Origin of the sequence: Cobetia sp. L2A1 (assembly GCF_009796845.1) — a bacterium.
Taxonomy (GTDB): Bacteria; Pseudomonadota; Gammaproteobacteria; order Pseudomonadales; family Halomonadaceae; genus Cobetia.
In genome coordinates, this window is the sequence record NZ_CP047025.1 from 1,853,093 (window position 1) to 1,875,447 (window position 22,355).

The 22,355-nt window shown below is 58.9% G+C and carries 22 protein-coding genes; 9 read left to right on the forward strand and 13 right to left on the reverse strand.

Annotated features, from left to right (window positions below):
• The first annotated feature begins 41 nt into the window (after nucleotides 1–41).
• The 3 genes from GQR90_RS08060 to GQR90_RS08070 all read left to right on the forward strand — a co-directional run bounded on the left by GQR90_RS08060 (nucleotide 42) and on the right by GQR90_RS08070 (nucleotide 3,221).
• The gene (locus GQR90_RS08060; RefSeq protein WP_158773649.1) at nucleotides 42–1,493 is read left to right on the forward strand and encodes an alanine/glycine:cation symporter family protein; all 1,452 of its coding nucleotides are present in this window, start codon (nucleotides 42–44) and stop codon (nucleotides 1,491–1,493) included.
• A gap of 215 nt (nucleotides 1,494–1,708) precedes the next feature.
• On the forward strand, nucleotides 1,709–2,374 hold the full coding sequence (locus GQR90_RS08065; RefSeq protein WP_158773650.1) for a 7-cyano-7-deazaguanine/7-aminomethyl-7-deazaguanine transporter: 666 nt from the start codon (nucleotides 1,709–1,711) through the stop codon (nucleotides 2,372–2,374).
• Between the two features lie 91 nt (nucleotides 2,375–2,465).
• Complete coding sequence (locus tag GQR90_RS08070; RefSeq protein ID WP_158775391.1) at nucleotides 2,466–3,221, forward strand: ParA family protein; 756 nt, start codon at nucleotides 2,466–2,468, stop codon at nucleotides 3,219–3,221.
• A gap of 144 nt (nucleotides 3,222–3,365) precedes the next feature.
• On the opposite strand, the gene GQR90_RS08075 is transcribed toward GQR90_RS08070, so the two are convergent.
• Complete coding sequence (locus GQR90_RS08075) at nucleotides 3,366–4,190, reverse strand: inositol monophosphatase family protein (protein ID WP_158773651.1); 825 nt, start codon at nucleotides 4,188–4,190, stop codon at nucleotides 3,366–3,368.
• 455 nt (nucleotides 4,191–4,645) lie between these two features.
• Here GQR90_RS08075 and GQR90_RS08080 point away from each other — a divergent pair, with 455 nt between their 5' ends.
• Together GQR90_RS08080 and GQR90_RS08085 are read left to right on the forward strand one after the other, a co-directional pair.
• Complete coding sequence (locus GQR90_RS08080) at nucleotides 4,646–5,929, forward strand: pyridoxal-phosphate-dependent aminotransferase family protein (RefSeq protein WP_325064296.1); 1,284 nt, start codon at nucleotides 4,646–4,648, stop codon at nucleotides 5,927–5,929.
• Nucleotides 5,926–7,260, forward strand: a complete 1,335-nt coding sequence (locus GQR90_RS08085) for an allantoate amidohydrolase (RefSeq protein ID WP_158773652.1) — start codon at nucleotides 5,926–5,928, stop codon at nucleotides 7,258–7,260. The genes GQR90_RS08080 and GQR90_RS08085 overlap by 4 nt, the downstream gene beginning before the upstream one ends.
• Before the next feature lie 47 nt (nucleotides 7,261–7,307).
• Here the strand turns inward: GQR90_RS08085 and uraD are convergent, their stop codons facing one another.
• Nucleotides 7,308–7,841, reverse strand: a complete 534-nt coding sequence (gene uraD, locus GQR90_RS08090; protein WP_158773653.1) for a 2-oxo-4-hydroxy-4-carboxy-5-ureidoimidazoline decarboxylase — start codon at nucleotides 7,839–7,841, stop codon at nucleotides 7,308–7,310.
• A 283-nt stretch (nucleotides 7,842–8,124) separates the two neighbouring features.
• Here uraD and uraH point away from each other — a divergent pair, with 283 nt between their 5' ends.
• Nucleotides 8,125–8,463, forward strand: coding sequence for a hydroxyisourate hydrolase (gene uraH, locus GQR90_RS08095; RefSeq protein ID WP_158773654.1), 339 nt, complete (start codon nucleotides 8,125–8,127; stop codon nucleotides 8,461–8,463).
• 9 nt (nucleotides 8,464–8,472) lie between these two features.
• Nucleotides 8,473–9,696: a urate hydroxylase PuuD gene (locus GQR90_RS08100; RefSeq protein WP_158773655.1), complete on the forward strand. Its 1,224-nt coding sequence runs from the start codon at nucleotides 8,473–8,475 to the stop codon at nucleotides 9,694–9,696.
• A gap of 109 nt (nucleotides 9,697–9,805) precedes the next feature.
• On the opposite strand, the gene GQR90_RS08105 is transcribed toward GQR90_RS08100, so the two are convergent.
• Nucleotides 9,806–10,462 (reverse strand): TetR/AcrR family transcriptional regulator, encoded by a 657-nt coding sequence (locus tag GQR90_RS08105; protein ID WP_158773656.1) that lies wholly within the window; start codon nucleotides 10,460–10,462, stop codon nucleotides 9,806–9,808.
• Nucleotides 10,463–10,717: 255 nt separating this feature from the next.
• Between GQR90_RS08105 and GQR90_RS08110 the strand changes: the two genes are divergently transcribed.
• A complete protein-coding gene (locus tag GQR90_RS08110) occupies nucleotides 10,718–12,814 on the forward strand; it encodes an NADH:flavin oxidoreductase (protein ID WP_158773657.1) in 2,097 nt (698 codons plus the stop codon).
• Nucleotides 12,815–12,871: 57 nt separating this feature from the next.
• Here GQR90_RS08110 and sodX read toward each other — a convergent pair whose 3' ends face one another.
• The 5 genes from sodX to GQR90_RS08135 form a co-directional block, all read right to left on the reverse strand.
• Nucleotides 12,872–13,168 carry a nickel-type superoxide dismutase maturation protease gene (sodX, locus tag GQR90_RS08115; protein ID WP_158773658.1) on the reverse strand — a complete coding sequence of 99 codons (297 nt, stop codon included), beginning with the start codon at nucleotides 13,166–13,168 and terminating at the stop codon, nucleotides 12,872–12,874.
• A gap of 43 nt (nucleotides 13,169–13,211) precedes the next feature.
• Nucleotides 13,212–13,712 carry a superoxide dismutase, Ni gene (gene sodN / locus GQR90_RS08120; RefSeq protein WP_158773659.1) on the reverse strand — a complete coding sequence of 167 codons (501 nt, stop codon included), beginning with the start codon at nucleotides 13,710–13,712 and terminating at the stop codon, nucleotides 13,212–13,214.
• A complete protein-coding gene (locus tag GQR90_RS08125; RefSeq protein WP_158773660.1) occupies nucleotides 13,712–13,924 on the reverse strand; it encodes a hypothetical protein in 213 nt (70 codons plus the stop codon). The genes sodN and GQR90_RS08125 overlap by 1 nt, the downstream gene beginning before the upstream one ends.
• Nucleotides 13,925–13,948: 24 nt before the next feature.
• On the reverse strand, nucleotides 13,949–14,353 hold the full coding sequence (locus GQR90_RS08130; RefSeq protein WP_158773661.1) for a hypothetical protein: 405 nt from the start codon (nucleotides 14,351–14,353) through the stop codon (nucleotides 13,949–13,951).
• Between the two features lie 274 nt (nucleotides 14,354–14,627).
• A complete protein-coding gene (locus tag GQR90_RS08135; RefSeq protein WP_158773662.1) occupies nucleotides 14,628–15,314 on the reverse strand; it encodes a hypothetical protein in 687 nt (228 codons plus the stop codon).
• A gap of 366 nt (nucleotides 15,315–15,680) precedes the next feature.
• Here GQR90_RS08135 and GQR90_RS08140 point away from each other — a divergent pair, with 366 nt between their 5' ends.
• Nucleotides 15,681–16,340, forward strand: a complete 660-nt coding sequence (locus GQR90_RS08140; protein ID WP_158773663.1) for an NADPH-dependent FMN reductase — start codon at nucleotides 15,681–15,683, stop codon at nucleotides 16,338–16,340.
• A 117-nt stretch (nucleotides 16,341–16,457) separates the two neighbouring features.
• Here the strand turns inward: GQR90_RS08140 and GQR90_RS08145 are convergent, their stop codons facing one another.
• The 5 genes from GQR90_RS08145 to GQR90_RS08165 form a co-directional block, all read right to left on the reverse strand.
• Nucleotides 16,458–17,501: a type II asparaginase gene (locus GQR90_RS08145; protein ID WP_158773664.1), complete on the reverse strand. Its 1,044-nt coding sequence runs from the start codon at nucleotides 17,499–17,501 to the stop codon at nucleotides 16,458–16,460.
• A gap of 135 nt (nucleotides 17,502–17,636) precedes the next feature.
• Nucleotides 17,637–19,346 carry a gamma-glutamyltransferase family protein gene (locus GQR90_RS08150; protein ID WP_158773665.1) on the reverse strand — a complete coding sequence of 570 codons (1,710 nt, stop codon included), beginning with the start codon at nucleotides 19,344–19,346 and terminating at the stop codon, nucleotides 17,637–17,639.
• A gap of 102 nt (nucleotides 19,347–19,448) precedes the next feature.
• The gene (locus GQR90_RS08155; protein WP_158773666.1) at nucleotides 19,449–20,288 is read right to left on the reverse strand and encodes a sulfite exporter TauE/SafE family protein; all 840 of its coding nucleotides are present in this window, start codon (nucleotides 20,286–20,288) and stop codon (nucleotides 19,449–19,451) included.
• Between the two features lie 171 nt (nucleotides 20,289–20,459).
• Complete coding sequence (locus GQR90_RS08160) at nucleotides 20,460–21,788, reverse strand: TRAP transporter large permease (RefSeq protein ID WP_158773667.1); 1,329 nt, start codon at nucleotides 21,786–21,788, stop codon at nucleotides 20,460–20,462.
• Nucleotides 21,785–22,312 (reverse strand): TRAP transporter small permease subunit, encoded by a 528-nt coding sequence (locus tag GQR90_RS08165; protein WP_158773668.1) that lies wholly within the window; start codon nucleotides 22,310–22,312, stop codon nucleotides 21,785–21,787. Before GQR90_RS08165 ends, GQR90_RS08160 begins: the two co-directional genes overlap by 4 nt.
• Nucleotides 22,313–22,355: the final 43 nt, after the last annotated feature.

The window sequence follows — 22,355 nt, forward strand, 5'->3', positions numbered from 1 at the left end:
CAGCGACGACGAGACCAAGAACCCGCTAAAGCGAGACCGACATGTCGGAAACTACTTCCATCATTCCAGCGCCGATTCTCGCGCTGATCGACGCTGGCAACGGCCTGCTGTGGGGCAGTGTGCTGATTTACCTGCTCATCGGTGCAGGCATCTTCTTCACTGTCATGACCAAGGGCATCCAGTTCCGTTACTTCGGCCACATGTGGAAGCTGCTGGCCACTTCTCGTCAAGGCAGTGAAGGGGGCATCTCTTCCTTCCAGGCGCTGGCAACATCACTGGCCGCACGTGTCGGTACCGGTAATCTGGCGGGCGTGGCCGTCGCCATCTCTTTGGGTGGCCCGGGCGCTATCTTCTGGATGTGGATGACAGCACTGGTCGGCATGTCCACCAGCTTCATCGAGTCCACTCTCGCGCAGGCCTACAAGGTGCCTCACGATGACAAGACCTTCCGCGGTGGACCGGCATATTACATTGAGAAAGGCCTGGGGCAGCGTTGGATGGCAGTGCTGTTCTCCATCTTCCTGATCATCGCTTTCGGCCTTGCCTTCAACTCCGTGCAATCCAACTCCATCGCTCTGGCCATGGAACAGGCCTTCAGTGTGCCGCCGTGGATCATGGGTATCGTGCTGGTCGTGGTGATGATTCCGATCATCTTCGGTGGCATGAAGCGCGTGACGCGTACCGCAGAACTGATCGTGCCAATCATGGCGATTCTCTATCTTCTGCTCGCCATCTTCGTCGTCGTCATGAATATCAATGAGCTACCGCAGGCCGTGGCCACCATCTTCCGCAGTGCCTTCGGTCTTGAGCAGGCCGCCGGCGGCGCGCTGGGCTACACCATCGCCCAGGCGATGATGAACGGCATCAAGCGGGGCCTGTTTTCCAACGAAGCGGGTATGGGGTCCGCTCCGAACGCAGCCGCCATGGCGACCACCAAGCACCCAGCCTCACAGGGCTTCGTGCAGATGCTGGGCGTGTTCATCGATACGCTGGTGATCTGTACCGCGACAGCGGCCATCATCATCATGAGTGGTACATTGCAGTCCGGTAGCGACGCAGATGGCATCCAGATCACTCAGGCTGCACTGACCTCTCAGGTCGGCAGCTGGGGAGGCGGCTTCATCGCGATTGCGATCCTGTTGTTTGCCTTTACCTCGCTGGTCGCTAACTACTCCTATGGCGAGTCGAACATCGAGTACATCTCTGGCAAGAAGAACGCCAAGCCGGTCATCATGATCTATCGCTTTGCCGTGTTGGGCATGGTCATGCTGGGGGCTGTCGCGAGCCTCAAGAACATCTGGAACTTCGCTGACCTGTCGATGGGCATGATGGCGCTGATCAACCTGATCGCCATTCTGCTGCTGTCGCCGCTGGCCTTCCGGATCTTCAAGGATTACGACCGTCAGCATAAGGCAGGCAAGGAACCGACCTTTGATCCGGACCAGTTCCCGGAACTCAAGGGCAAGATCGATTCGAGCATCTGGAAGAAGTAAGTGTCTGAACGGCAGCATGAGTTGACGGCCTGACCAACTGGCCAGAATCTGCACTGTCCTGCATGCCAATGGCCGCACATCGTGATACGATGCGCGGCTATTTTGCGTCTTGGGGCCTGTGGTTTATCGGCCTCGTGATATAGATAATCGTCTCATGCCTCGCGTCAGGGTTCCCTCACCCCTGAGCGGTGACTTGCAGTTAAAAAGGACTTTGTATGTTGATCCTCTCCGACGCCCAATCGCGGCGTGCGCTGATTGCACTTTCCCTGTTTCATATCATGATCATCACCGCCAGCAACTATCTGGTGCAGCTGCCGATGACCCTGTTTGGCTTCCACACCACGTGGGGGGCCTTCAGCTTCCCATTTATCTTCCTGGCGACAGATCTCACCGTGCGGCTATTCGGCAAGCATCATGCACGTCGTATCATTGCCCTGGTGATGCTACCAGCACTGGTGATCAGCTATATGTTGTCAGTGATGTTTCAGGGAGGAAGCTTCGCGGGCATTGAAGCGCTGGGCGACTTCAATCTGTTCGTGGCACGCATTGCGCTGGCAAGTTTCATTGCTTACGTGATTGGCCAATTGCTCGATATTCAGGTATTTGATCGGCTACGCCGCAATGCGCATTGGTGGGTAGCGCCGATGGCCTCGACGCTCTTCGGGAATCTGGCCGACACCTTCGCCTTCTTCTCGGTAGCATTCCGTAATGGGCCAGATGGTTTCATGGCAGCGCATTGGATCGAAATTGCCTGGGTGGATTACGCCATCAAGTTGGCCATCTCTTTGCTATTATTTTTGCCCATGTACGGCCTGCTGCTGAACTGGCTGAGTCGTACCCTGGTGGCCAAAGGTCTGGTGGCGAGTCGTGAAGGGGTCTGATTGACCGTGTTTCATCTCGGTTCGCGCACTGTCATCTAACTGCTGCCATGATGTGCTAACGTGGAGAAAAACAGGGAGAGGCAGGGTGGCAATGAGAATCGTGGCGCTATACAGCATCAAGGGTGGCGTGGGCAAAACGGCCTCGGCCATCAACCTTGCTCATTCGGCAGCAGCTTGTGGTCTTCGCGTACTTCTGTGGGATCTTGACCCTCAGGCTGCGGCCACCTTCTATGTGCGTACCAAGCCGCGCATAAAGGGAGGTATCGAGAAGCTGGTCAAGGGCAAGCAGGAGATGGCGCGAGTGATCCGCGCTACGGAGTACGAAGGGCTGGATATCCTGCCCGCCGAGTTCTCCTACCGGCACCTGGATCATATTCTCGAGGATGAGAAGCGCTCACGACTGCGTAAGCTGCTGAAACCGATTCGTGATGATTATGACCTGGTGGTGCTGGATTGCCCGCCGAGTATTTCCAGTCTATCGGAGCAGGTCTTTGCGGCGGCCGATGCGTTGCTTGTACCGCTGATTCCGACGGTGCTGTCACTGCGCACGCTTGAGCAGCTCAATACCTGCCTGGCGGAGTTGGATCTGGATGCTCAGGTGTGGCCGTTCTTTACGCTGGTTGATCGCCGCAAGACATTGCACAAGAACGTGATGTCATCACTCAAAAAGGATTATCCGCTGCAATTGAGCGCCAATATTCCTTATTCGAGTGTGGTCGAGCGGATGGGGATCGAACGCGCACCGATAGCCGTTTATTCGCGTACCAGCGCACCTGCAGTCAGCTATCGTGAATTGTGGCAAGAGGTTGCCCAGCGTCTTGGCTTGCCAGAGGCGCCTGCGAGCTGACGGTTGCTGACAGTGAATGGCTTGCTGTCAGGCGCATGATGGAACACAGATACAATAATGGCCCGCACTCCTTGGAGTGCGGGCCATTATTGTATCTGGCGGGCAACAGCGACGCCGTCATTTACGCCCTACGACATCAAGGCGTTAGAGCCCCGGTAAGCCAGAGGTTGCATCCGCGTTTTCCAATAATTGTTTTAGGGGGGCATGCAGCGCAGGCGTACTGACGACTATATTTTCGCCGTACAGATCTTCAGGAATGCCATCCGGGCAGCGATAAAGGTGGCCCGTGCGTGCGCCGGCTTCACGTGCTATCAGCAGGCCCGCAGCAAAGTCCCACGGCAGCACTGTCTCGTAATAGGCGTCCAGACGTCCGCAGGCCACATCGCACAGGTCCAGGGCGGCACTGCCATTGCGACGCACATCCTGACAGACCAGCAGCATGGCAGAGAGACGCTTGAGCAGCGGTGGGCGGCTGTCACGGTTGTACGGGAAGCCCGTGGCAACCAACGCTCGACTCATTTCTTCCATGCCGCTGACCGAGATCGACTCGCCATTGAGCCAGGCACCCTTGCCGCGAATCGCGGTAAAGGTTTCTCCCAGGAAGGGGGCGTGAACGACACCCATCTGTACCTTGCCTCGTTCGCACCAGGCGATGGAGACCGCGACATGGCGCAAGCCATGTGCGAAATTGACGGTGCCATCGATGGGGTCTATTACCCAAAGACCGCCCTTGGTACCAATGACGTCGCGCTCCGGGGAAAGCTCTTCGGTCAGACGGGCATCTTCGGGGAACTCGGTCTCCAACGCCTCCGCCAGGAAGGTATCGATCGCTACGTCGATGTCGGTGACTAGCTCATCGCCTTTCTTGTAGTGGTGAGCGAACCCTTGTTCCTCACGCGCCTTTATCATTCGTTCACCGGCCATTCTGGCCAGCTCCGTTGCGCGTTCCAGGCGTTGTTCCAGCGTCATGTAGCTCTCCAGCAGTGTCGAATAGGGCAGATGAGGGCCTGAATGCCCGTGCGCATCCACCATGTTCCCTTCTGTATAACAGACTCGTGTGGCGAGTTCAGCCTCGTGCTGTCATCGACAGTGCGTCGTAAACGCCAAATGATACGTGCGGGTGCGTAGTAAACGTGCGCAACAATGGTGCGCGGTATTTTTCCAAGTGGCAGCAGGGTGCAGGCCTGGTCATGCATTTATCCCGTCATCTTTCATGGTGTCATCAACCGCGCCTGCCGCGACGTTATCAGGAGCAGGTTAGAGGTACGCATATTTCAACATATGTTTCATTATTCGCTATATGGCTCACTTGTTGCAGGGTTATGAGTGGCGTTTACTAAGCAAGCCTGTCAGCCAAGCAAGCCTGTCAGTTGATTGCCCGAGCGACATCACGATATCCGGGTCAAGATATTCAAGGAGCGACCGTGAACACGACGTTTGACCAGATTCATCCTCCCCAGCGTTTACTGATGGGCCCTGGCCCCATCAATGCTGATCCGCGTGTGTTGCGTGCACTCTCTGCACCGCTGATCGGTCAATACGATCCGGCCATGACGCAGTACATGAACGAGACCATGCAGCTCTATCGCGAGGTCTTTGTCACTGACAATGCCGCGACGCTACTGATCGATGGCACTTCACGCGCTGGCATCGAAGCTGTGCTGGTGTCACTGATTCAGCCGGGTGAGCGAGTGCTGGTGCCGATATTTGGACGTTTCGGCCATCTGCTGCGTGAGATTGCCGAGCGCTGCGGTGCCGAGGTGCATGTGATCGAATGTACTTGGGGTGAGGTCTTCCGGCCGGAGCAGGTCGAGGCAGCGATCCGTGAGGTCAAGCCACAATTGTTGGCACTGGTACAGGGCGATACCTCCACCACCTTATGCCAACCGCTCGAGGAGATCGGTGCGATCTGTCGCCGTGAAGACGTGCTGTTCTATACCGATGCCACCGCTTCTCTGGCGGGTAATCCGCTCAACACTGATGCGTGGGGATTGGACGCCGTGACGGCTGGCTTGCAGAAGTGTCTGGCGGGCCCCTCGGGCAGCTCACCACTGACGCTCTCTCCGCGTGCTGTTGAGGTGATACACGGGCGTCGACATGTGGAGGCGGGCATCAGTAGCGGCAGTGATCGTCTGGCGGAGCCCGGTGCCCGTATTCGCTCCAACTATTTCGACCTGTCGATGATTCTCGATTACTGGGGGGAACTGCGTCTGAATCATCATACCGAGGCGACCAGCATGCTGTATGGCGCTCGTGAGTGCGCGCGGCTGTTGGTCAATGAAGGCATGGACAACGCCATCGCCCGACATGCTCTGCATGGGCAGGCGATGGTAGAAGGGCTTAAGGGCCTGGGTCTCGAGATGTTCGGGGATCAAGCGCATCGCATGAACAACGTCAGCGCGGTGATGATACCGGCGGGACTGGATGGCGAGGGCCTGCGTCGCAGCATGCTGGAAGATTTTGGCATCGAGATCGGCACCAGCTTTGGCCCGCTGCATGGCAAGGTCTGGCGTTTTGGCGTGATGGGGTACAACGCACGACGTGACACCGTGCTGACGACCCTTTCCGCGCTTGAGCAGACCCTGCGTCGTGGGGGTGTCAGTGTCCTGGCGGGAGGCGGAGTCGGCGCGGCGCTGGACTTCTACCAGGATTATCAGGAGCCACCTGCCGAGAGTGGTACTGCACACACCCCGGGAGGCGAGTCATGAGCGATGCCGGACAGTCGCTCATACAGGACACCATCGCACCACTGGAAAGCGCAGCAGACGTGCTGGCAGCCTGTGATGCGTTGGCCGCGATCTCGCGCAGTGACAGTGGAATCGATCGCCGCTATCTCACGCGGGAACACGCCGGAGCCAACGCGATGATGGCAGCCTGGCTGGGGGCGGCTGGCTTGCGCAGCTGGCAGGATGGTGCGGGCAACCAGTGGGGCTGCTGGTGCCCTGCAACGCTGGTGGGAGAACCTGATGTGCCTCGGTTGGTGATCGGCTCGCATCTGGACAGCGTGCCGGACGCCGGGCGTTACGACGGCATTCTGGGAGTGCTGCTGGGTATTGCGGCGCTGACGCACTTTCAGTCTCAAGCCACGCATCACGACAAGACACTGCCTTTTGCGCTGGAAGTGGTGGGCTTCGGCGATGAGGAAGGGGTTCGCTTCGGGGCGACGCTCTTGGGCAGTCATGCGATCGCCGGCGGCTGGCAGCCCGAGTGGGAAGCGCTCAAGGATGAGGATGGCATGAGTCTGCGTGATGCGCTTCAGGCGTTTGGTCTTTCGGGGCAGACGGCGGCGCAAGCCTCATTGCAGAGCACGCCACCGCTGGGGTATCTGGAAGTCCATATCGAGCAGGGCCCGGTGTTGGAAGCCGAGAATCTGGCACTGGGTACGGTCACTGGCATCGCGGGGGCGCGGCGCTTTGCCGTCAATTTCGTGGGCCAGGCAGGTCATGCTGGCACCACGCCGATGGCCATGCGCCAGGATGCATTGTGCGCCGCCGCCGAGTGGGCGCTGGCGGTGGAAGCCTTGGCACGTGACGTGCAGCAGGGCAAGCGCAGTGACATGCCAGACCACTCATTGGTGGCGACCGTGGGGTGCTGTGAGCTGCACCCGGGGGCCGTCAATGTCATACCCGGCGGCGCCACGCTCAGTCTGGATATTCGCGCGCTGGATGATGCCCAGCGTGACCGGGCGTTGGATGAGTTGCTGAGCACGGCAGAGGGCATCGCGACACGGCGTGGTATCCGCGTGACGCATCAGCAAACCCATGCGGCGGATGCGGTCGCCTGTGATGCCCATTTGATGAAGGCGGTCGACGCGGGGATTGCATCGACAGGGCAACCTGCCTTCCGGCTGCCAAGTGGTGCGGGTCACGATGCGATGGCGATCAGCCACCTGTGCCCAGTAGGCATGCTGTTTCTGCGCTGCGAACGCGGTATCAGCCACCATCCGTTGGAAGCGGTGAACGAAGAAGATGTCGCGCGTGCACTTGCAGCCCTGATTGCGAGTATCGAGTCACTGGCTGCGGAGCAGGGCAGTCAGTGATGCGGAGTAGAGCAGCCAGTGATGTGAAGCAGGGCAGGCATGACACGCTAATCGGCTGACAGCATGGCAGGAAGTCTCACCGCGGCAATCGCATCAATCTGCGCCAGTGCCTCAGAGAATTCAGCCTCGGTAGTGTGCGGTAAGCGCCTCTCCAGCTCATTCAGGAGACTTGCTGCACTGTGCTCTTTTACACAGATGATGAACGGTATCTGGTGGCGTGTCTGATAGGCGGCATTGGCAGTAATGAACCGCTCGCGTGTGGCGTCGTCAAGTTGATCCAGTCCTGCGCCACGTTGCTCGTCCTGCGAGGCTTGAGACAATGTGTCTAGCTTGGCAACGGCTAGTTCGGGATGCGCGAGAATCAGCTCGCGTTGCTCAGCATGACTGGCAGCACGCACTGCCTGGGCGCAGGCGTTGAGCAGCACCTCCGGGCTATGGAAGGGCCGTTCACTGGCGGCGCGCTCCACTACCCAATCGGAGTGCTCATACAATCCGCTCAAGCGACGGGCCAATGCTTCTGGCGGCAAGCCGTTAAGCGTGTCCAGCATCACGATGTACTGCATTGGTGTCTCGATTGGCATGCGCCTTGCTCCACAGTGAAGTTGAAAGGTGTGAGGGATCCAATGAATCATCAGCTTGCAATGCGTATGCCGCCGGTCACTCTGGCGTCTATCGGCGGCTTCAAGTAGCGCCAGGATGGGCGACTCACCTCATTGATCAATAGGGGCGAACTGCGGCTTGCACCCTGACCAATAGGTCAAGTTATAGGTCGCACCAAGTAAGTGCAATTGAACAATAGAACACTAGTCTTCAGACCCTGGCTAGACGCTCAATGGATAGATAGCCAATAACAAGGATTTGGTCATGCCTAGACTTACTACTCACGTACTCAATCAGGCCGAAGGCATTGCTGGCAGTGGGGTCTGTGTCGTACTGGAGCTCAAGACTGTCGAGGGCAGTTTTCAAGAAATCGCCCGACGCGTCACCAATACTGACGGGCGCCTCGATGCCCCTCTTCTTGATGATGACCAGCCCGGCGACTATCGCCTCAGCTTCATGATTGGCGATTATTTTGCCACGCGCCCCTGTGGCAAGGGCATGCTGACCCGTGTGCCCGTCGAGTTCGCGCTTGAGGCTGCAGGTCACTACCACATCCCGCTGCTGGTCACGCCGTGGGCCTACAGCGTCTATCGCGGCAGCTAAGGAGCAGGCATGAGTGCATATCTACTCGATTGGGCGATGCTGCTGACGCGCTGGCTGCACGTGATGGCGGGCATTGCCTGGATTGGTGCGTCGTTCTTCTTCATCTGGCTCGACAATCGTCGTCAGCCTGCCCGCCATGCGGTCGATGGGCGTCCGGGGGGTGAGTTGTGGGCCGTGCATGGCGGTGGGCTTTATCATCTGTTTCGCCATGATGGGGTCAGTGAAACACTGCCCAGCGAGATTCACTGGTTCAAGTGGGAGGCCTACGTCACCTGGCTTTCTGGCATGGGGCTTTTCACGCTGATCTACCTGTTGCAGCCGCAGGCCTATCTGATAGACCCACGCGTGTTCGAGATGAGCGGTACCCTGGCCGTGTGCAGTGCTCTGGGGCTGCTGGTCGGCGGCTGGCTGGGCTACGAAGCGATCTGTCGCAGCCCACTCAAGCGCAATGCCGGTGGCCTGTTCGTGGCGGTCGGTGTGTGGCTGACACTGGCGGCCTGGCTCGCCACGGAGCTGTTTTCCGGACGCGCCGCCTTCCTGCTGATGGGGGCACTGATGGGCAGCATCATGGCGGGCAATGTCTTCAACGTGATCATTCCGGGACAGAAGGCGTTGCTGGCGGCAGCGCAGCGCGGTGAAACGCCTGATCCCATGCATGGTCAGCGGGCCAAGCAGCGTTCGGTTCACAACACCTTCATCACGCTACCTGCCGTACTGATGATGATCAGCAATCACTACCCGCTGCTGTATGCCAACGAGTATCGCCTCGGTGTCATTCTGCTGCTGCTGGTGACCGGTGGCCTGATACGCATCGCCACGGTAGACCATCACAAGGGCGTCAAGCGTCTCTGGGTACCCGTGGGGGCATTGCTGGCGCTGATCGGCGTGATCGTGCTGTGCGCACCGCGGCCGCAGGCCGTATCGCCAGCCACCGAGTCGTCCGAGCCAGTGGCGGCCAGTGGCACTGTCGGAGAACAGGGCGCGCTGCGCGAGCAGGTCACCCATATCATCGAGCAGCGCTGCGCAGGCTGTCACAGCGACACGCCCAACTTGATCGGCCTGACGGCGCCGGCGGCCGGCGTGGCTTTCAATGGCTGGGAGGATATCCAGCGCCAGGCCCTGCGTATCCATCAGCGTACGGTGGTCGACAAGAGCATGCCGCTGGCCAACATGACGCAGATGACCGATGCCGAGCGCCAGATGCTGGATGACTGGTGGAAGGCAAGTCAGTGAACTGACACCGGACTCATCACTCTCTGCCATTGCAGCATCACGTGAGTGCCACATCATCATCACTTCTCGCAGCCCTCGCCGATATCCCGTCGGCGGGGGCTGCGCCGTTTCAGCCCGTGTGGCGCGCGGCAAACCGCGCAAGGTCGTCGGGTTGACAAGGCTCGCCAACGAACACTTCCACATATTCCGCCATGCGGCCGATGCGCTCCTCGGTGCTTTCCCGCGTGCGCATCGAGAGGTAACCGATCTGGGTGAGATAGATGGTGCGGGCACGCACATTGGCGAGCTGCGCCGGTTGCCCGAAGCGCACCAGCATCTGGGTCAGCGCGGCGATACGGGCAGTGTCTGCCAGCGCGACGGCATCTGCGACCGCGTCATTCTGGGCCGCCCAATTGCGGATCGCCAGCTCGAAGCGCGAGTCGAACAATGCCTCATCCAGCCAACAATCAAAGACGTTGAGCATGGCCTCGACGACCGTGGCCGCGTAGCGCTCACATTGCTGTAGCAGCCCGGCGGTATTGGTCGTGTCCCAGCGGGCGAGCAGGGCGTCGAGCAGCGCTTCGCGGTCCTTGAAACCCCAGTAGAAGCTGGTGCGTGACAGTGCCAAGGTCTTGGCGAGCGTCATCACCCGTACCGAATCGACCCCTGCCTCGAGCAGCTGATGATAGGCGGCGTCCAGCCAATCCTCTGCCTTGCCACGCCCAGCGGGATGCGGTCGTGTCCGTGTGCTTGAGAGGGCAGGCGTGGGGGCGCTGGCATCTGACATTGATGGTCTCCTCGAAGGCAATCGTTGGCTCTGGGCGCATAGCCAGCGTTCAGAGAGTGACAAGAGGGACTCTAGAGAGCATGAGCATGCTGTTTGCGACTCCCATGATGCTGACTGCGCCAATCGTGATGGAACAGTCTTCAAAGGGCGCGCATGGCCTGAAGTGTGGCGCTATAGTCAGCGTATGTACAGAAGTGTACACGACAAGAACAAGACTGTTTACCGTGTCTCATGACCTGACTTTCAGGAGGCCGCATGGCTCAGGATCCGCTGCTCACCCCGTTCACGCTCAAGCACCTGACACTCAAGAATCGCTTGATGATGACCTCCCACGAGCCTGCCTACCCCGAAGACGGCATGCCCAAGGCACGCTATCGCGCCTATCACGAGGAGCGGGCGCGTGCCGGTATCGCGCTGACCATGACAGCGGGCTCTGCCTCGGTCGCCAAGGACAGCCCGCCGGTGTTCAACAACATCCTGGCGTATCGCGATGAGGTGGTGCCATGGCTCAGCGAGCTGACGGATGCCTGTCACGAGCACGGTACCGCGGTGATGATCCAGCTCACGCATCTGGGGCGCCGCACTCGCTGGGACAAGGCAGACTGGCTACCCGCCGTATCACCATCGCACCGTCGCGAGGCATCACATCGTGCCTTTCCCAAGCGCCTTGAAGACTGGGATATCGCACGTATCGTGCGTGATTACGCGGATGCGGCCGAGCGCATGCAGGCTGCAGGGCTCGACGGTATCGAGTTGCAGGCCTACGGCCACTTGATGGATCAGTTCTGGTCGCCGCTCACCAATACGCTGGATAGCCCCTATGGCGGCAGTCTCGACAATCGTCTGCGCTTCACGATGGAAGTGCTGGCGGCCATTCGTGCGCGCGTGGGGCAGGAATTCATCGTCGGCGTGCGCTACACCGGCGATGAATGTCTGACTGGCGGACTGGATGCAAGTGATGGCCTGGAAGTCTCGCGCCTTTTGCGCGACAGCGGTCAGGTCGATTTCCTCAACGTGGTGCGTGGGCACATCGATACCGATGCAGGCCTTACCGATGTCATCCCGATTCAGGGCATGGCCAGCGCGCCGCATCTGGATTTTGCCGGGCAGATTCGGGAAGCGATGGACTTCCCGACCTTCCACGGCGCCAAGATTCAGGACATCGCCACGGCACGTCATGCCATCGCCACCGGCAAGGTCGACATGGTCGGCATGACGCGTGCGCACATGGCAGACCCGCACATCGTGCGCAAGCTGATGGCCGGCAAGGAAGAGGATATTCGTCCCTGTGTCGGGGCCAACTATTGTCTGGATCGCATCTATCAGGGTGGCGCAGCCTACTGCATCCACAATGCCGCCACCGGGCGCGAGCTGGAGCAGCCGCATGACATCGCGCCTGCTGAAATCGCCAGAAAGGTAGTGATCATCGGTGCAGGACCGGGAGGGCTTGAGGCCGCCCGAGTCGCCGGGGAGCGCGGCCATCAGGTGGTAGTGCTGGAAGCCGCCGACCAGCCCGGTGGCCAGATTCGCCTGACGGCACAGAGCGAGCGGCGCCGCGAGATGATCGGCATCATCGACTGGCGCATCAGCCGTTGTGAGGCGCTTGGGGTCGAGATTCGCTACAACGTCTTCGCCGAAGTCGATGACGTGCTGGCGGAGCAGCCTGACGTGGTCATCGTCGCCACGGGCGGCTATCCCGAAGAAGACATGCCTTCGACTGGCCACGATCTGGTCGTCTCCAGCTGGGACATTCTCTCCGGTCACATCACGCCCGGCCGCAACGTGCTGCTGTTTGATGATGCTGGCGACCACGCCGCGCTTCAGGCCGCCGAGAGGATCGCCAACTCCGGTGCCAAGCTCGAGATGATGACGCCAGACCGCACCTTCGCACCGGAAATCATGGCCATGAACCTGGTGCCCTACCTGCGCAGCCTGCAACGTCTCGCCGTCACCTTCACGCCCACCTATCGCCTCGGTAGTGTCACGCGCAGTGAGGATGGCCAGCTGCTCGCCCATATCGGCAGCGATTATCTGGATGACGCCGTGGCACAAGGCAAGGGCACCGGTGCCTACGCGGATCAGCGCCTCGTCGACCAGGTAGTCGTCAACTACGGCGCCCGCCCGATGGAAGACCTCTACTTCGAACTCAAGCCACATTCGCGCAACGGCGGGGCAGTGGATTATGACGCCTTGATTGAAGGCCTCGCCCAGCCCGCTGACGGCCCCAGTCCGGCACACACCGAGCGCGCAGTAGATGGCAGGTTCCAGCTCTACCGTATCGGCGACGCCGTCGCGACCCGCAACACCCATGCGGCGATCTATGACGCGCTGAGGCTGATGAAGGTGGTGTGAGGCAGAGCGGAGTTCTCAGCAGTCATGGTTTCGTGAAAAAGAGTTGCTGAAGGTCGCTCAGGAATGGGTGGGATGGAGGGAGTGGATAACACGTCCTTTGACGAGGTCATTAGACAGCAAGCCCATCTTTTCAGTAGAGGTACTGTCAGGATGGGTGCCTTCCAGCCATAGCATGCCGTCTGGTTGTATCGCGCGGATTCGCTTGATGATACGGCCGAACTGGGGATGCTGTGCCACCACGATATCGCCGACGCGATAGCGTGAGTGCCAGCGTTTCAGCGTTACAACATAATCTCCCGGCGCAAGGCCGGGAGACATGCTGAGTCCATTGACGCGGTAGAGTCCGATGGGCATCAGTTCACTCTTGATCAATTCTTTTGCGCGTCATGTCGTTGCCTCAATCCAGTTTCGGATAGACGACATTTTCAGACGGCGGGTACGGGCAGGTCGCGGTAAAGGTCGTGACACCCTTGGTATCCCAGAACGCCGCCGCGAATTCATTGATGAGGGTCAGTAGCTTCTCGCCCTTGTCGCGTTCGATGCCTTGTTTACAGGCAGAACCGGCCAGCATGATGCTGTGCACCAGCGTATCGATGTCTGGATATTTGTCGCGCTGCGGCTGCTTGATGTAGTCGCCCCAGATGATGCGGATCTCGTGCTTGGCTTTCTCGGCATGATCTTCCTTCTGCTGCACCAGGCGGGCCAGCAAGGCCTGGTCTGCCAGAGAGAGGCTCTCTTTCTGGCCCAGCTCGTTGATCAGGTCCATGAAGCGAATGACACTGAGCGCGGCAATCTGCGCCGCCGCCGGATCATAGATCTTGCAGGGAATATCACAGTGGGCAGAAGCCGAGGGCAGGGCGACCAGTCGATCAATACCGCGTAGTAGCGAATGAATCATCAGTGATCGTCCTTCTTTTTAGCGCGTGAATGTTTCTGTTGAGCTTGATTCATCACGTAGCAGGCTGTCGCAATGACGGCTGCGATGGAGGCGAAGAGGATGCCGTGCGTCAGCGGACTGGTCCAATCGCCATGGTCGTGCCCCGGGTGTGCCTGTGCCGTATTGGCTATCGCCAACAGCATCAGACTTCCGATTCCGATCATCTTCTTCATGCAGTGTCTCCTTGAGCAATAGCGTTAGTGCTGAGTGTTTGCTTTGCGCCCAGAATGGGCATGTCGTGTCTGGACTCCCAGCCATTGAGCGGTATTCATGATGTCGAGCCGAGTCTGACCGGTACCACGAAGCAGCGCCTGTTGATGCTCATGGCAAATATCAGGCTGCATCAAGGCATGGGAGAGTCGAGCATGCGCCGCCTGCAAAGCGTTCAAGGCTTCCTGGTGCTGACCTTGAGCACGATAGAGATCCGCCAGGTTCTGATAGCTCACCACCAGCGCCACGACGCCTTCCTCAGGATTGTTGGAGGGAGCCACCAGCGCATCGGCACGATAACAGGCACTGAGATAGTGATGTTCAGCACTAAGGTAGTGGCCCTGCTCGAACAGAGCATTGGCCGTTGTCGTCTCGAGTTTCCATTCGTCCATGAGTCACTCCCGTGTGCTGGTAAGGTGCGCTGGCAGTCATCATATGCAATTAATGATCTACATGATTGTGATAATCATTCTCATCTAATATTGGTTTATTCTGCCTCGTGATGCAAGCGCTTGATCAGGAAATCATCCTGTCTGGCGGACATTGTTCATCAGGGCAATGCGATGGGGCGAGACGAGCAGGAATTGTCATCCAATACGGCTGGTCATCGAGTCAGAGGACCAGCCATATCAGTCATGGGTCATGCTTGTCTGGAGTACGAGTGTCTCAAAGGGGCGTCGCATGCAGAAGGGGATTGGCAGTAAATTGTGCAGCAGTGCTGACTGATGGGCTCTGTGCTGATACTGATGGAGTTCTGTCCTGTGCCAGTTTCAAGATTGAGTCCATGCTGGCATACACCATGTACAGCTCCCCCTTGTCGTGGCCAGTCTTGAGGGTGGATTCATGCAGAGGTAACAAACCGAATCGCTTGAATATCTTCATGTTGGAGCGTTTGCATAGGGCTAGAATGCCATCGCCATCCTTGGCTTTCACATGCTTGGCAGCGGCTGCCATCAGCAGATTGCCATGTGCAAATCGCTTGGCGCTGGGGTCCATCACCAGGCGACTGAATTCATAGATGGAGCCTTCTGGAATGGTGACGTCCTCGCTTTCATCAAACAGGGTTCTGGACTCCAGCCCCCCAGGCGTGACGCGGATACTCCCCATCAGCGCATCACGCTGAGTATCCACCAGACAGATATGTTGGCTATTGCTGTCGATCACATCGTCGTGATCCTTGTGTTTCTGCAAGTAGGCTTTGGAGGCACCATGATGGGCATCTCGCAATTTCAATACCTGCTTGAACAGCGGATGACGCCGTCCGAAAAATGACACCGTGTCTCTGTTGTTCTGATGGGAAAAGGATGTCGTGAACTGCTTGATGACCGCGATGTCGGCGTCGTTCTCTTTCATTCCTGCTGGCTCCTCTGCCCAATGCACGGGTTAGATGCTTCATTCTCGCACTACGAAAGCCTTAGTACTTTATTAGTAGTGTCGCATGTTTGTTACAGGTGATCGACCTCGCACCATGTAGGACATTCGCTCATTGGATGTACGAAAAAGATGACAAAAAGTCGCATCTCTCCGTGGCGATGCATTTGTTGATTATTCAATGCTCAATTGAGGAAATAACAAGGTTGCAGAAGAGCTTGATCATCGTAATGCCAGCGCTCAGCCTGCAAATGTGCACGAATATGACTACCCCTCCAGAGGCATGGCTTTCGCTGAGTAATAGCACCGTCTGACAACGTTTCATTCATTGATGCGAGGAGTATGTTGATGTCGTTAAAGATTCTGGTCTTTCTTGGCTCTGTACGTACCAGCACGCCGCCATCACCTGCGCGATTGGGTGAGCGGGTGGCAAAGCGTTGCGTGGCACAGTTAGCAGAAGATGGCCATGACGTCGTGCTGATCGATCCGCTCGATTACGACCTGGCGGATCCCTTCAAGCCACTGTTTTCCTATTCCCAGAGCCAGGTGCCGGAGGACTTGTTGAGTCTGGCGAGGGAGGTTGAATCGGCGGATGGCTATGTGATGGTCAGCCCTGAATACAATCACGCCATGAGCCCGGCACTGGCGAACCTGCTCAATCATTTCGGCAGCTCACTGTATTCCTACAAGCCTTCAGTCATTGCGACGTATTCTGCCGGCCAGTGGGGCGGAGCGAGGGCAGCGGTCAACATGCGTACCTTCCTGTCGGAATTGGGCTGCTTGCCGGTATCGGCAATGATACATATCCCCAAGGCGCAGGAGGTTCTTGAAGACGATGGTGGCTACGCCAAGGGACAGAATGCAGAAGAGTGGGCCGGATACTTCCATCGCGCCTTCAGCCAGCTGAGCTGGTGGGCCAATGCTACCAGGCGTTATCACGAAAGCGAGGATGGTGAGCGGCGCCCAGGCGCTTTTACCCGCAGTCCCTCACAGCGCAACGCGCCTTGAGATGACAATGGCAGTCCTGCGTTTACTAGACAATAAAAAGGGACTGCCTTGGCAGTCCCTTTTGCGTTTCTGGTGCGTCTCAAGCCAAGTCAGGCCATGAGGTGTTTTGCTGTCTGCTTACTCGAAGTAGCCACGCACCTTGTCCATGTCATCTGTCTCGGTCAGCACCAGTGAGAGCAGGATGCGGGCCTTCTGGGGATTCAGGGCGCCGCTGCCGATACCTTCTTCCTTGGCGCTGACGATGCCATTGCCGGTACGGGTGCTACGTACGACAGGGATACCATCTTGCATGGCCTGCTTTACCAGCGGCTTGAGCGTGTCCGGGATGGAGCCATTGCCACTGCCGGCAATCACGACACCCTTGGCACCGTTGTCGAGGGCGGCGGTGAACAGTGCCGGGTCCATGTCCTGGTGAGCGTAGATGATATCGACCTTCGGCAGGCCATCTAGAGAGGTCACATCGAAGTGTGGTTTGTCAGTCGGTGTCGCCGGTGTGTAATAGAAATGCGGCTTGCCGCTGATGAAGGCACCCAGATAGCCTTGCTCGGTCGCCTTGAAGGTATCCATCATGATGGCATTGGTCTTGGTGGTGTAAAACGCCGACCCGATGCGGTCGTTCAGCACGATCATGGCGCCACGACCTTCCGCGCCTTTATCGGCGGCCAGCGTGACGGCTTCCAGCAGATTGAACGGCCCATCGGCACTGATGGCGGTGGCAGGTCGCATGGCACCGACCATCACGACCGGCTTGTCGCTGTTGACGGTAAGGTCCAGGAAGAAGCCTGTCTCTTCCAGCGTGTCGGTGCCGTGGGTGATGACCACGCCATGCGTCGCATCCGTGGCCAATGCTTCATTGATGGCCTTGGACAGCTTGAGCAGGATTTCCTGGTTGATGTTGCTGCTGCCCGTGTTGGCGATCTGTTCGCCTGTCACGGCAGCGACATCGGCCAGTTCCGGAACGGCGTCCAGCAGCGCCTGCACACCCAGACTGCCAGAGGTGTAGTTGGTGGTATCCGTGGAGGAGGCTGAGCTACCGGCAATCGTGCCGCCCGTGGCGTAGATCTTCACGCCCGGGAGATCAGCAGCACTTGCCAATGAACAAGCGGCCAGCGAGATGGCGGCGACGAGAAGTCTGGGAGATAGGCAGTGTCTTGTCTTCATGGTGGTGAATCGCTCTTTATCGTTGTTGTCGGGGCGGTATCGCCCTTGTCTCGGTCGGCTGGTGTCAGCGGATATCGTGGTACATGAATTGACGCGTCAGTCATGCCTTCATGATCATGCCCTGGATATGTTTCATCAGGTGAGTGCCGCGCCGCCATCACTGCGGGGATCATGTGCGGCCTCGACGGTACCGTCGGGATGGCGCATCACGGCACCGGCATGGCCAAGGGTATCGCTGTACGCCTCGGCAACGATTTCGACCTCATGGCCGAGTGCCCTCAAGGCATCTGCCATGTCGCCATCGAGACGTGATTCCAGCTTCAGACTGGTGCTGACATCGCCCCAGGTACGCCCCAGCAGCCAGCGGGGAGCACTGATGGCAGCTTGCAACGACATGCCATGACGGGCAATGCGCGTGAAGACGGCGGCCTGTGTCTGCGGTTGTCCTTCTCCTCCCATGGTGCCGAAGGCCATCACGCGGCCATCATCGAAACAGGCCAATGACGGGTTGAGAGTGTGAAAGGGCTTGCGTCCCGGCGCGAGGCTACGCAGTGAATTCGGGGCGAGATCAAATGCCAGGCCGCGGTTCTGCCACATCACGCCACTGCCAGGCAGTACCACGCCGCTGCCGAATTCCCAGTAGACACTCTGGATGAAGCTGACGGTAGTGCCGTCGTTGTCGGTGGCGCCCATCCAGATGGTGTCGCCTTCGGCGGGTTCGTAAGGCCAGGTCAGCGCCGACTGCATGTCGATCTTTTCAGCCTCTTCAGCCAAGGCTGATGTTTCAAGATGCGCTTGCTGGGTCGCCACGTATCCTTTAAGGCCGCCTTCCATGGCATCCGGTGAGGTGATCAGATCATCACGTACCAGGAAGGCACGTTTGGTCGCCTCGATCAGCGCATGCAGATGACGCGGCGTGTTGCCTTCCTCTTCTCCGATGCCGTGAAGCGCGCTCATCTCGTCGTAGAGACCGAGAATCATCAACGTCGCCATTCCCTGAGTGGGTGCTGGCAGGTTGTAGATGTTGCTATCACGCAGACGGACTTTCAACGGCGTGACGCGTCTGGCCTGATAACCGTTCAGGTCACCCAGGCGCAGTGGACTGCCGGCCGCTTCCAGCTCCTCGGCCATGCGCGCTGCCAATTCTCCGCGGTAGAAGTCATCAAGCCCTGCCTGCGCCAGATGCGCCAAGGTGGCGGCCAGTTCTGGCTGTCGCAGACGCGCCCCTTCGTGAAAGGCAATGGCATCGCCTGTTTCACTCTGGCCGAGATAGCGTTCAGCGAAGACAGGGAGTTGAGAGAGGGTGGCGAGGTGCTTCTCACTCAATGCCTGCTGGCTTGCGCTCACGGCAATACCGTCATTGCCTAGACGGATGGCAGTGGCCAGTAGCTGCGTGAGCGGCAGGGGTGTGTGCTCTGGAGCAGAAGTCTCTGTCGAGTACGCGAGAGCTTCCTGCCAGCCACCAATGGTACCGGCGACCGTCAAGGCTGCCAGTGGTCCGCGCGTCGGAATGCTCGTGCCCTTCGCCAGCGGTGAGGCGCAAGCATCATCAGAGGAGGGTGCAAAGCCATAGCCGAGATCGGCATAGAACTCACGGCTGGCAAGTTCTGCGGCAGCACCACAGGCATCAATCGCGATCGGCGCCTGGCCGGGGCGCTTGATCAGCCAGAAGCCATCGCCGCCGATACCATTCATGTGCGGATAAGCGACAGCGACGGTGGCGGCCATGGCGACCATGGCCTCAATGGCATTGCCGCCATCGCGCAAGATGTCGCGTCCGGCTTCTGCTGCCAGGTGATGTGGCGCGGCACAGGCGCCACCAAATCCACGTCGGGTATGCATCATGGCCTCTTGCTCCTGTTGTTGTTCATGTGGGCATCACCACGCGAATCGAGGGGTTGGCTCGCCAGGTGTGATGATGCCAGAGGTGGTCAATGCACTAGCAGGTCAGCTACCGGTGAAGAGGTCATAGAACATGCGCAGCGCGGTGAAGAGCAGGAAGATAGCGAAGATCTTCTTGAGTCTGGACGCATCCATTGAGTGGGCAAGCTTTGCCCCCAGGGGTGCGCAGAGCATGGTCGCGGGCACGATGGCCGCAAAGCCAAGCAGATTGACGTAGCCGATGGAGCCCGGCAACAGATTGGGTTCGCCCAGGCCACTGAGCACGAAGCTCACGGTACCCGGCAGACTGATGACCAAGCCGAGCGCCGCACCGGTACCGACCGCAAGATGCATCGGCGTGCCCAGGGTGCTCAAGGTCGGCACGCTCAAGGTGCCACCGCCAATTCCCATCAGCGTCGAGACACCGCCAATGAAGGTCCCCAGCACGCCGCTGCCCAACGGTCCCGGCAAGCCCTTGCCCAGTGCCTTGGATTGACGACGGAACATGTTAAGGGCGACCAGCAGAGCGATGGTGGCAAATAGACCCATCAAGACGGCACCGCTGAACAGGCTGGAAAGCAGGCCACCGATGATGACACCGATGATGACGCCAGGGAGTAGCCGCTTGAGAATCGAGGGGTCCAGACTGCCCTTGGCGTAGTGTGCCCTGGCGGACATGATCGAGGTGGGAATGATGGTGGCAAGCGAGGTACCGACGGCCTGATGCATGCGCACGGCGTCGTCGACGCCCAACAGGCTGAACAGATGGAAGAGCACGGGGACAATGACGATACCGCCGCCGACCCCCAACAATCCTGCCATCACGCCGGCAATCATGCCGGTGACGACGAGTGCGACGATCAATCCGATGATCCAATGCAGCGGATAGGCTGAGAACAGTTCCATGGCGTTTCCTTGTGATACGCATCACCGTACCGAGTGTCGTCGGCATGAAGGGTGATGCGCTTTGGCGACTCCTCGCAGTCGAGGAGAGTAGATGTCATCCGGTTGCATGATATTAGACAAACGTGATGAGCGCCCCCCCTTCGGGTATCGCGGGGGGCAGGTGATGGTTTCCTACCAGCCGATGGCTTCCGGCAGCCAGGTGGCGAGTCCCGGGAAGCAGAACAGCAAGACCACCGCCATTGCCTGCAATCCCACGAAAGGCAGTACACCGAGATAGAGGTGGCGCGTCGTGACTTCTGGTGGGGCGACGCCCTTGAGGAAGAACAGCGCCCAACCAAAGGGTGGCGTCAGGAACGACATCTGCAGATTCATCGCCACCAGCACGCCCAACCACACCATGTCGGTGCCATAGCCAACGAAGATCGGCAGGAACATCGGCAGTGCAATGTAGCTGATCTCGATCCACTCGAGGAAGAAGCCGAGCACGAATAGCACCACCATCAGGAAGACCAGTGCGCCCAGCTCGCCCCCCGGCAGCAGGTTGAACAGATCATGCACCATGTTTTCGCCGCCAAGGCCGCGGAAGGCCAACGAGAAGGGCTGGGCGCACAGCAGGATGAAATACACCATCGCAGTGATGGTCAGGGTCGAATGCAGGCACGCCTTGAGCATCGTGATATCCAGACGCCGTGCCAGCAACGCGATCAACAGGCTACCCAGTGCACCCATCGAGGCGGCTTCCGTCGGGGCGGCAACGCCACCCAGGATTGAGCCAAGTACGGCGAACACCAGCATCAGCGGCGGAATCACGCTGCGCGCTAGATCGCGCAGCAATTCCTTCATGCCGCCGGCCGCCTCGCGTTCCGCCTTCGGGATGGCAGGCACGAGTTCCGGCTTCCACCAGCCAAGCACCAGCAGATAGACGATATAGATGATGGCAATCGCAAGGCCAGGGATGAAGGCCGCAGCGAACAGGGTACCGACGGATTCGCCGAGAATTTCTGACAGCAGAATCAGTACCAGACTCGGTGGAATGATCTGCCCGAGGGTGCCGGACGCACAGATGGTGGCCGAGGCCACCCCCGGGTGATACCCGCGACGCAGCAGTGTCGGCAGTGTCAGCATGCCAACGGTGACGACGGTCGCACCGACGATACCGGTGGATGCACCCATCAGCACACCAACCAGAATGATCGCGATACCCATGCCGCCATTCACGCCGCCCATGGCGCGGCCGATGGTCTCCAACATGTCTTCCGCGACGCGCGATTTCTCCAGCATCACACCCATGAAGACAAACAAGGGTATCGCCAACAGGGTGTAATTGGTGACCACGCCATAAAGCCTTGAGGGCATCAGGCTGAAGAGCAAGGGGCCGAAGCCTGCAAGCCCTGCCACGAAACCTGCCACGGCCAGTGAGATAGCGACCGGGATACCGATCAACATCAGCATCAAGAAGCCACCGATCATGCCCAGTGCGATCCATTCATTGGGGCTCATGAGCGTACCTCGTGGCCATCAGAGGGTTTGGTAGGCGCCATCAGTCCCATCAAGGCACGTAGACAGTCCGCGACGCCTTGTATGGCGAGTGCCGCGAAGCCCAACGGAATGAACGCCTTGAGAAGATAGCGATAGGGCAGTCCGCCGGGATCCGGTGAACCTTCCATCAGCTGCCAGGATTGTTCGGTGTATGCCAAGCCCAGCCAGGCAATGGCAGCGCCAATGGCGATGGTCATCACTGCTCCCAACAGATCCACGAGGCAGCGGCCCTTGGCGGAAAAACGATCATAGAAGACATCGACGCGTACGTCGGCGCGATGCTTGAGGGCATAGGAAATGCCCAGCAACGCGATGGGGGAAATCAGGTGCCACTCCAATTCCTGGAGAGGAACGGGGCTGATGCTGAAGAAGTAACGCAACAGCACGTTACTTGCGACCAGTAGCACGAGCGCCAGCAGCGAGTAGCGGGCGACGATGCCCAGCCGCTCGATGATGGCTTCGAGGAAATTGATGATACGCAGCATGGCAATCCTCACAGGCGCCACGGCGGGACAGGCCGTGGCGCAG

Coding starts and splice junctions, on each gene's coding strand:
- GQR90_RS08060 (WP_158773649.1), top strand. CDS start 42: ATGTCGGAAACTACTTCCATCATTCCAGCGCCGATTCTCGCGCTGATC.
- GQR90_RS08065 (WP_158773650.1), top strand. CDS start 1,709: ATGTTGATCCTCTCCGACGCCCAATCGCGGCGTGCGCTGATTGCACTT.
- GQR90_RS08070 (WP_158775391.1), top strand. CDS start 2,466: ATGAGAATCGTGGCGCTATACAGCATCAAGGGTGGCGTGGGCAAAACG.
- GQR90_RS08075 (WP_158773651.1), bottom strand. CDS start 4,190: ATGACGCTGGAACAACGCCTGGAACGCGCAACGGAGCTGGCCAGAATG.
- GQR90_RS08085 (WP_158773652.1), top strand. CDS start 5,926: ATGAGCGATGCCGGACAGTCGCTCATACAGGACACCATCGCACCACTG.
- uraD (WP_158773653.1), bottom strand. CDS start 7,841: ATGCCAATCGAGACACCAATGCAGTACATCGTGATGCTGGACACGCTT.
- uraH (WP_158773654.1), top strand. CDS start 8,125: ATGCCTAGACTTACTACTCACGTACTCAATCAGGCCGAAGGCATTGCT.
- GQR90_RS08100 (WP_158773655.1), top strand. CDS start 8,473: ATGAGTGCATATCTACTCGATTGGGCGATGCTGCTGACGCGCTGGCTG.
- GQR90_RS08105 (WP_158773656.1), bottom strand. CDS start 10,462: ATGTCAGATGCCAGCGCCCCCACGCCTGCCCTCTCAAGCACACGGACA.
- GQR90_RS08110 (WP_158773657.1), top strand. CDS start 10,718: ATGGCTCAGGATCCGCTGCTCACCCCGTTCACGCTCAAGCACCTGACA.
- sodX (WP_158773658.1), bottom strand. CDS start 13,168: ATGCCCATCGGACTCTACCGCGTCAATGGACTCAGCATGTCTCCCGGC.
- sodN (WP_158773659.1), bottom strand. CDS start 13,712: ATGATTCATTCGCTACTACGCGGTATTGATCGACTGGTCGCCCTGCCC.
- GQR90_RS08125 (WP_158773660.1), bottom strand. CDS start 13,924: ATGAAGAAGATGATCGGAATCGGAAGTCTGATGCTGTTGGCGATAGCC.
- GQR90_RS08130 (WP_158773661.1), bottom strand. CDS start 14,353: ATGGACGAATGGAAACTCGAGACGACAACGGCCAATGCTCTGTTCGAG.
- GQR90_RS08135 (WP_158773662.1), bottom strand. CDS start 15,314: ATGAAAGAGAACGACGCCGACATCGCGGTCATCAAGCAGTTCACGACA.
- GQR90_RS08140 (WP_158773663.1), top strand. CDS start 15,681: ATGTCGTTAAAGATTCTGGTCTTTCTTGGCTCTGTACGTACCAGCACG.
- GQR90_RS08145 (WP_158773664.1), bottom strand. CDS start 17,501: ATGAAGACAAGACACTGCCTATCTCCCAGACTTCTCGTCGCCGCCATC.
- GQR90_RS08150 (WP_158773665.1), bottom strand. CDS start 19,346: ATGATGCATACCCGACGTGGATTTGGTGGCGCCTGTGCCGCGCCACAT.
- GQR90_RS08155 (WP_158773666.1), bottom strand. CDS start 20,288: ATGGAACTGTTCTCAGCCTATCCGCTGCATTGGATCATCGGATTGATC.
- GQR90_RS08160 (WP_158773667.1), bottom strand. CDS start 21,788: ATGAGCCCCAATGAATGGATCGCACTGGGCATGATCGGTGGCTTCTTG.
- GQR90_RS08165 (WP_158773668.1), bottom strand. CDS start 22,312: ATGCTGCGTATCATCAATTTCCTCGAAGCCATCATCGAGCGGCTGGGC.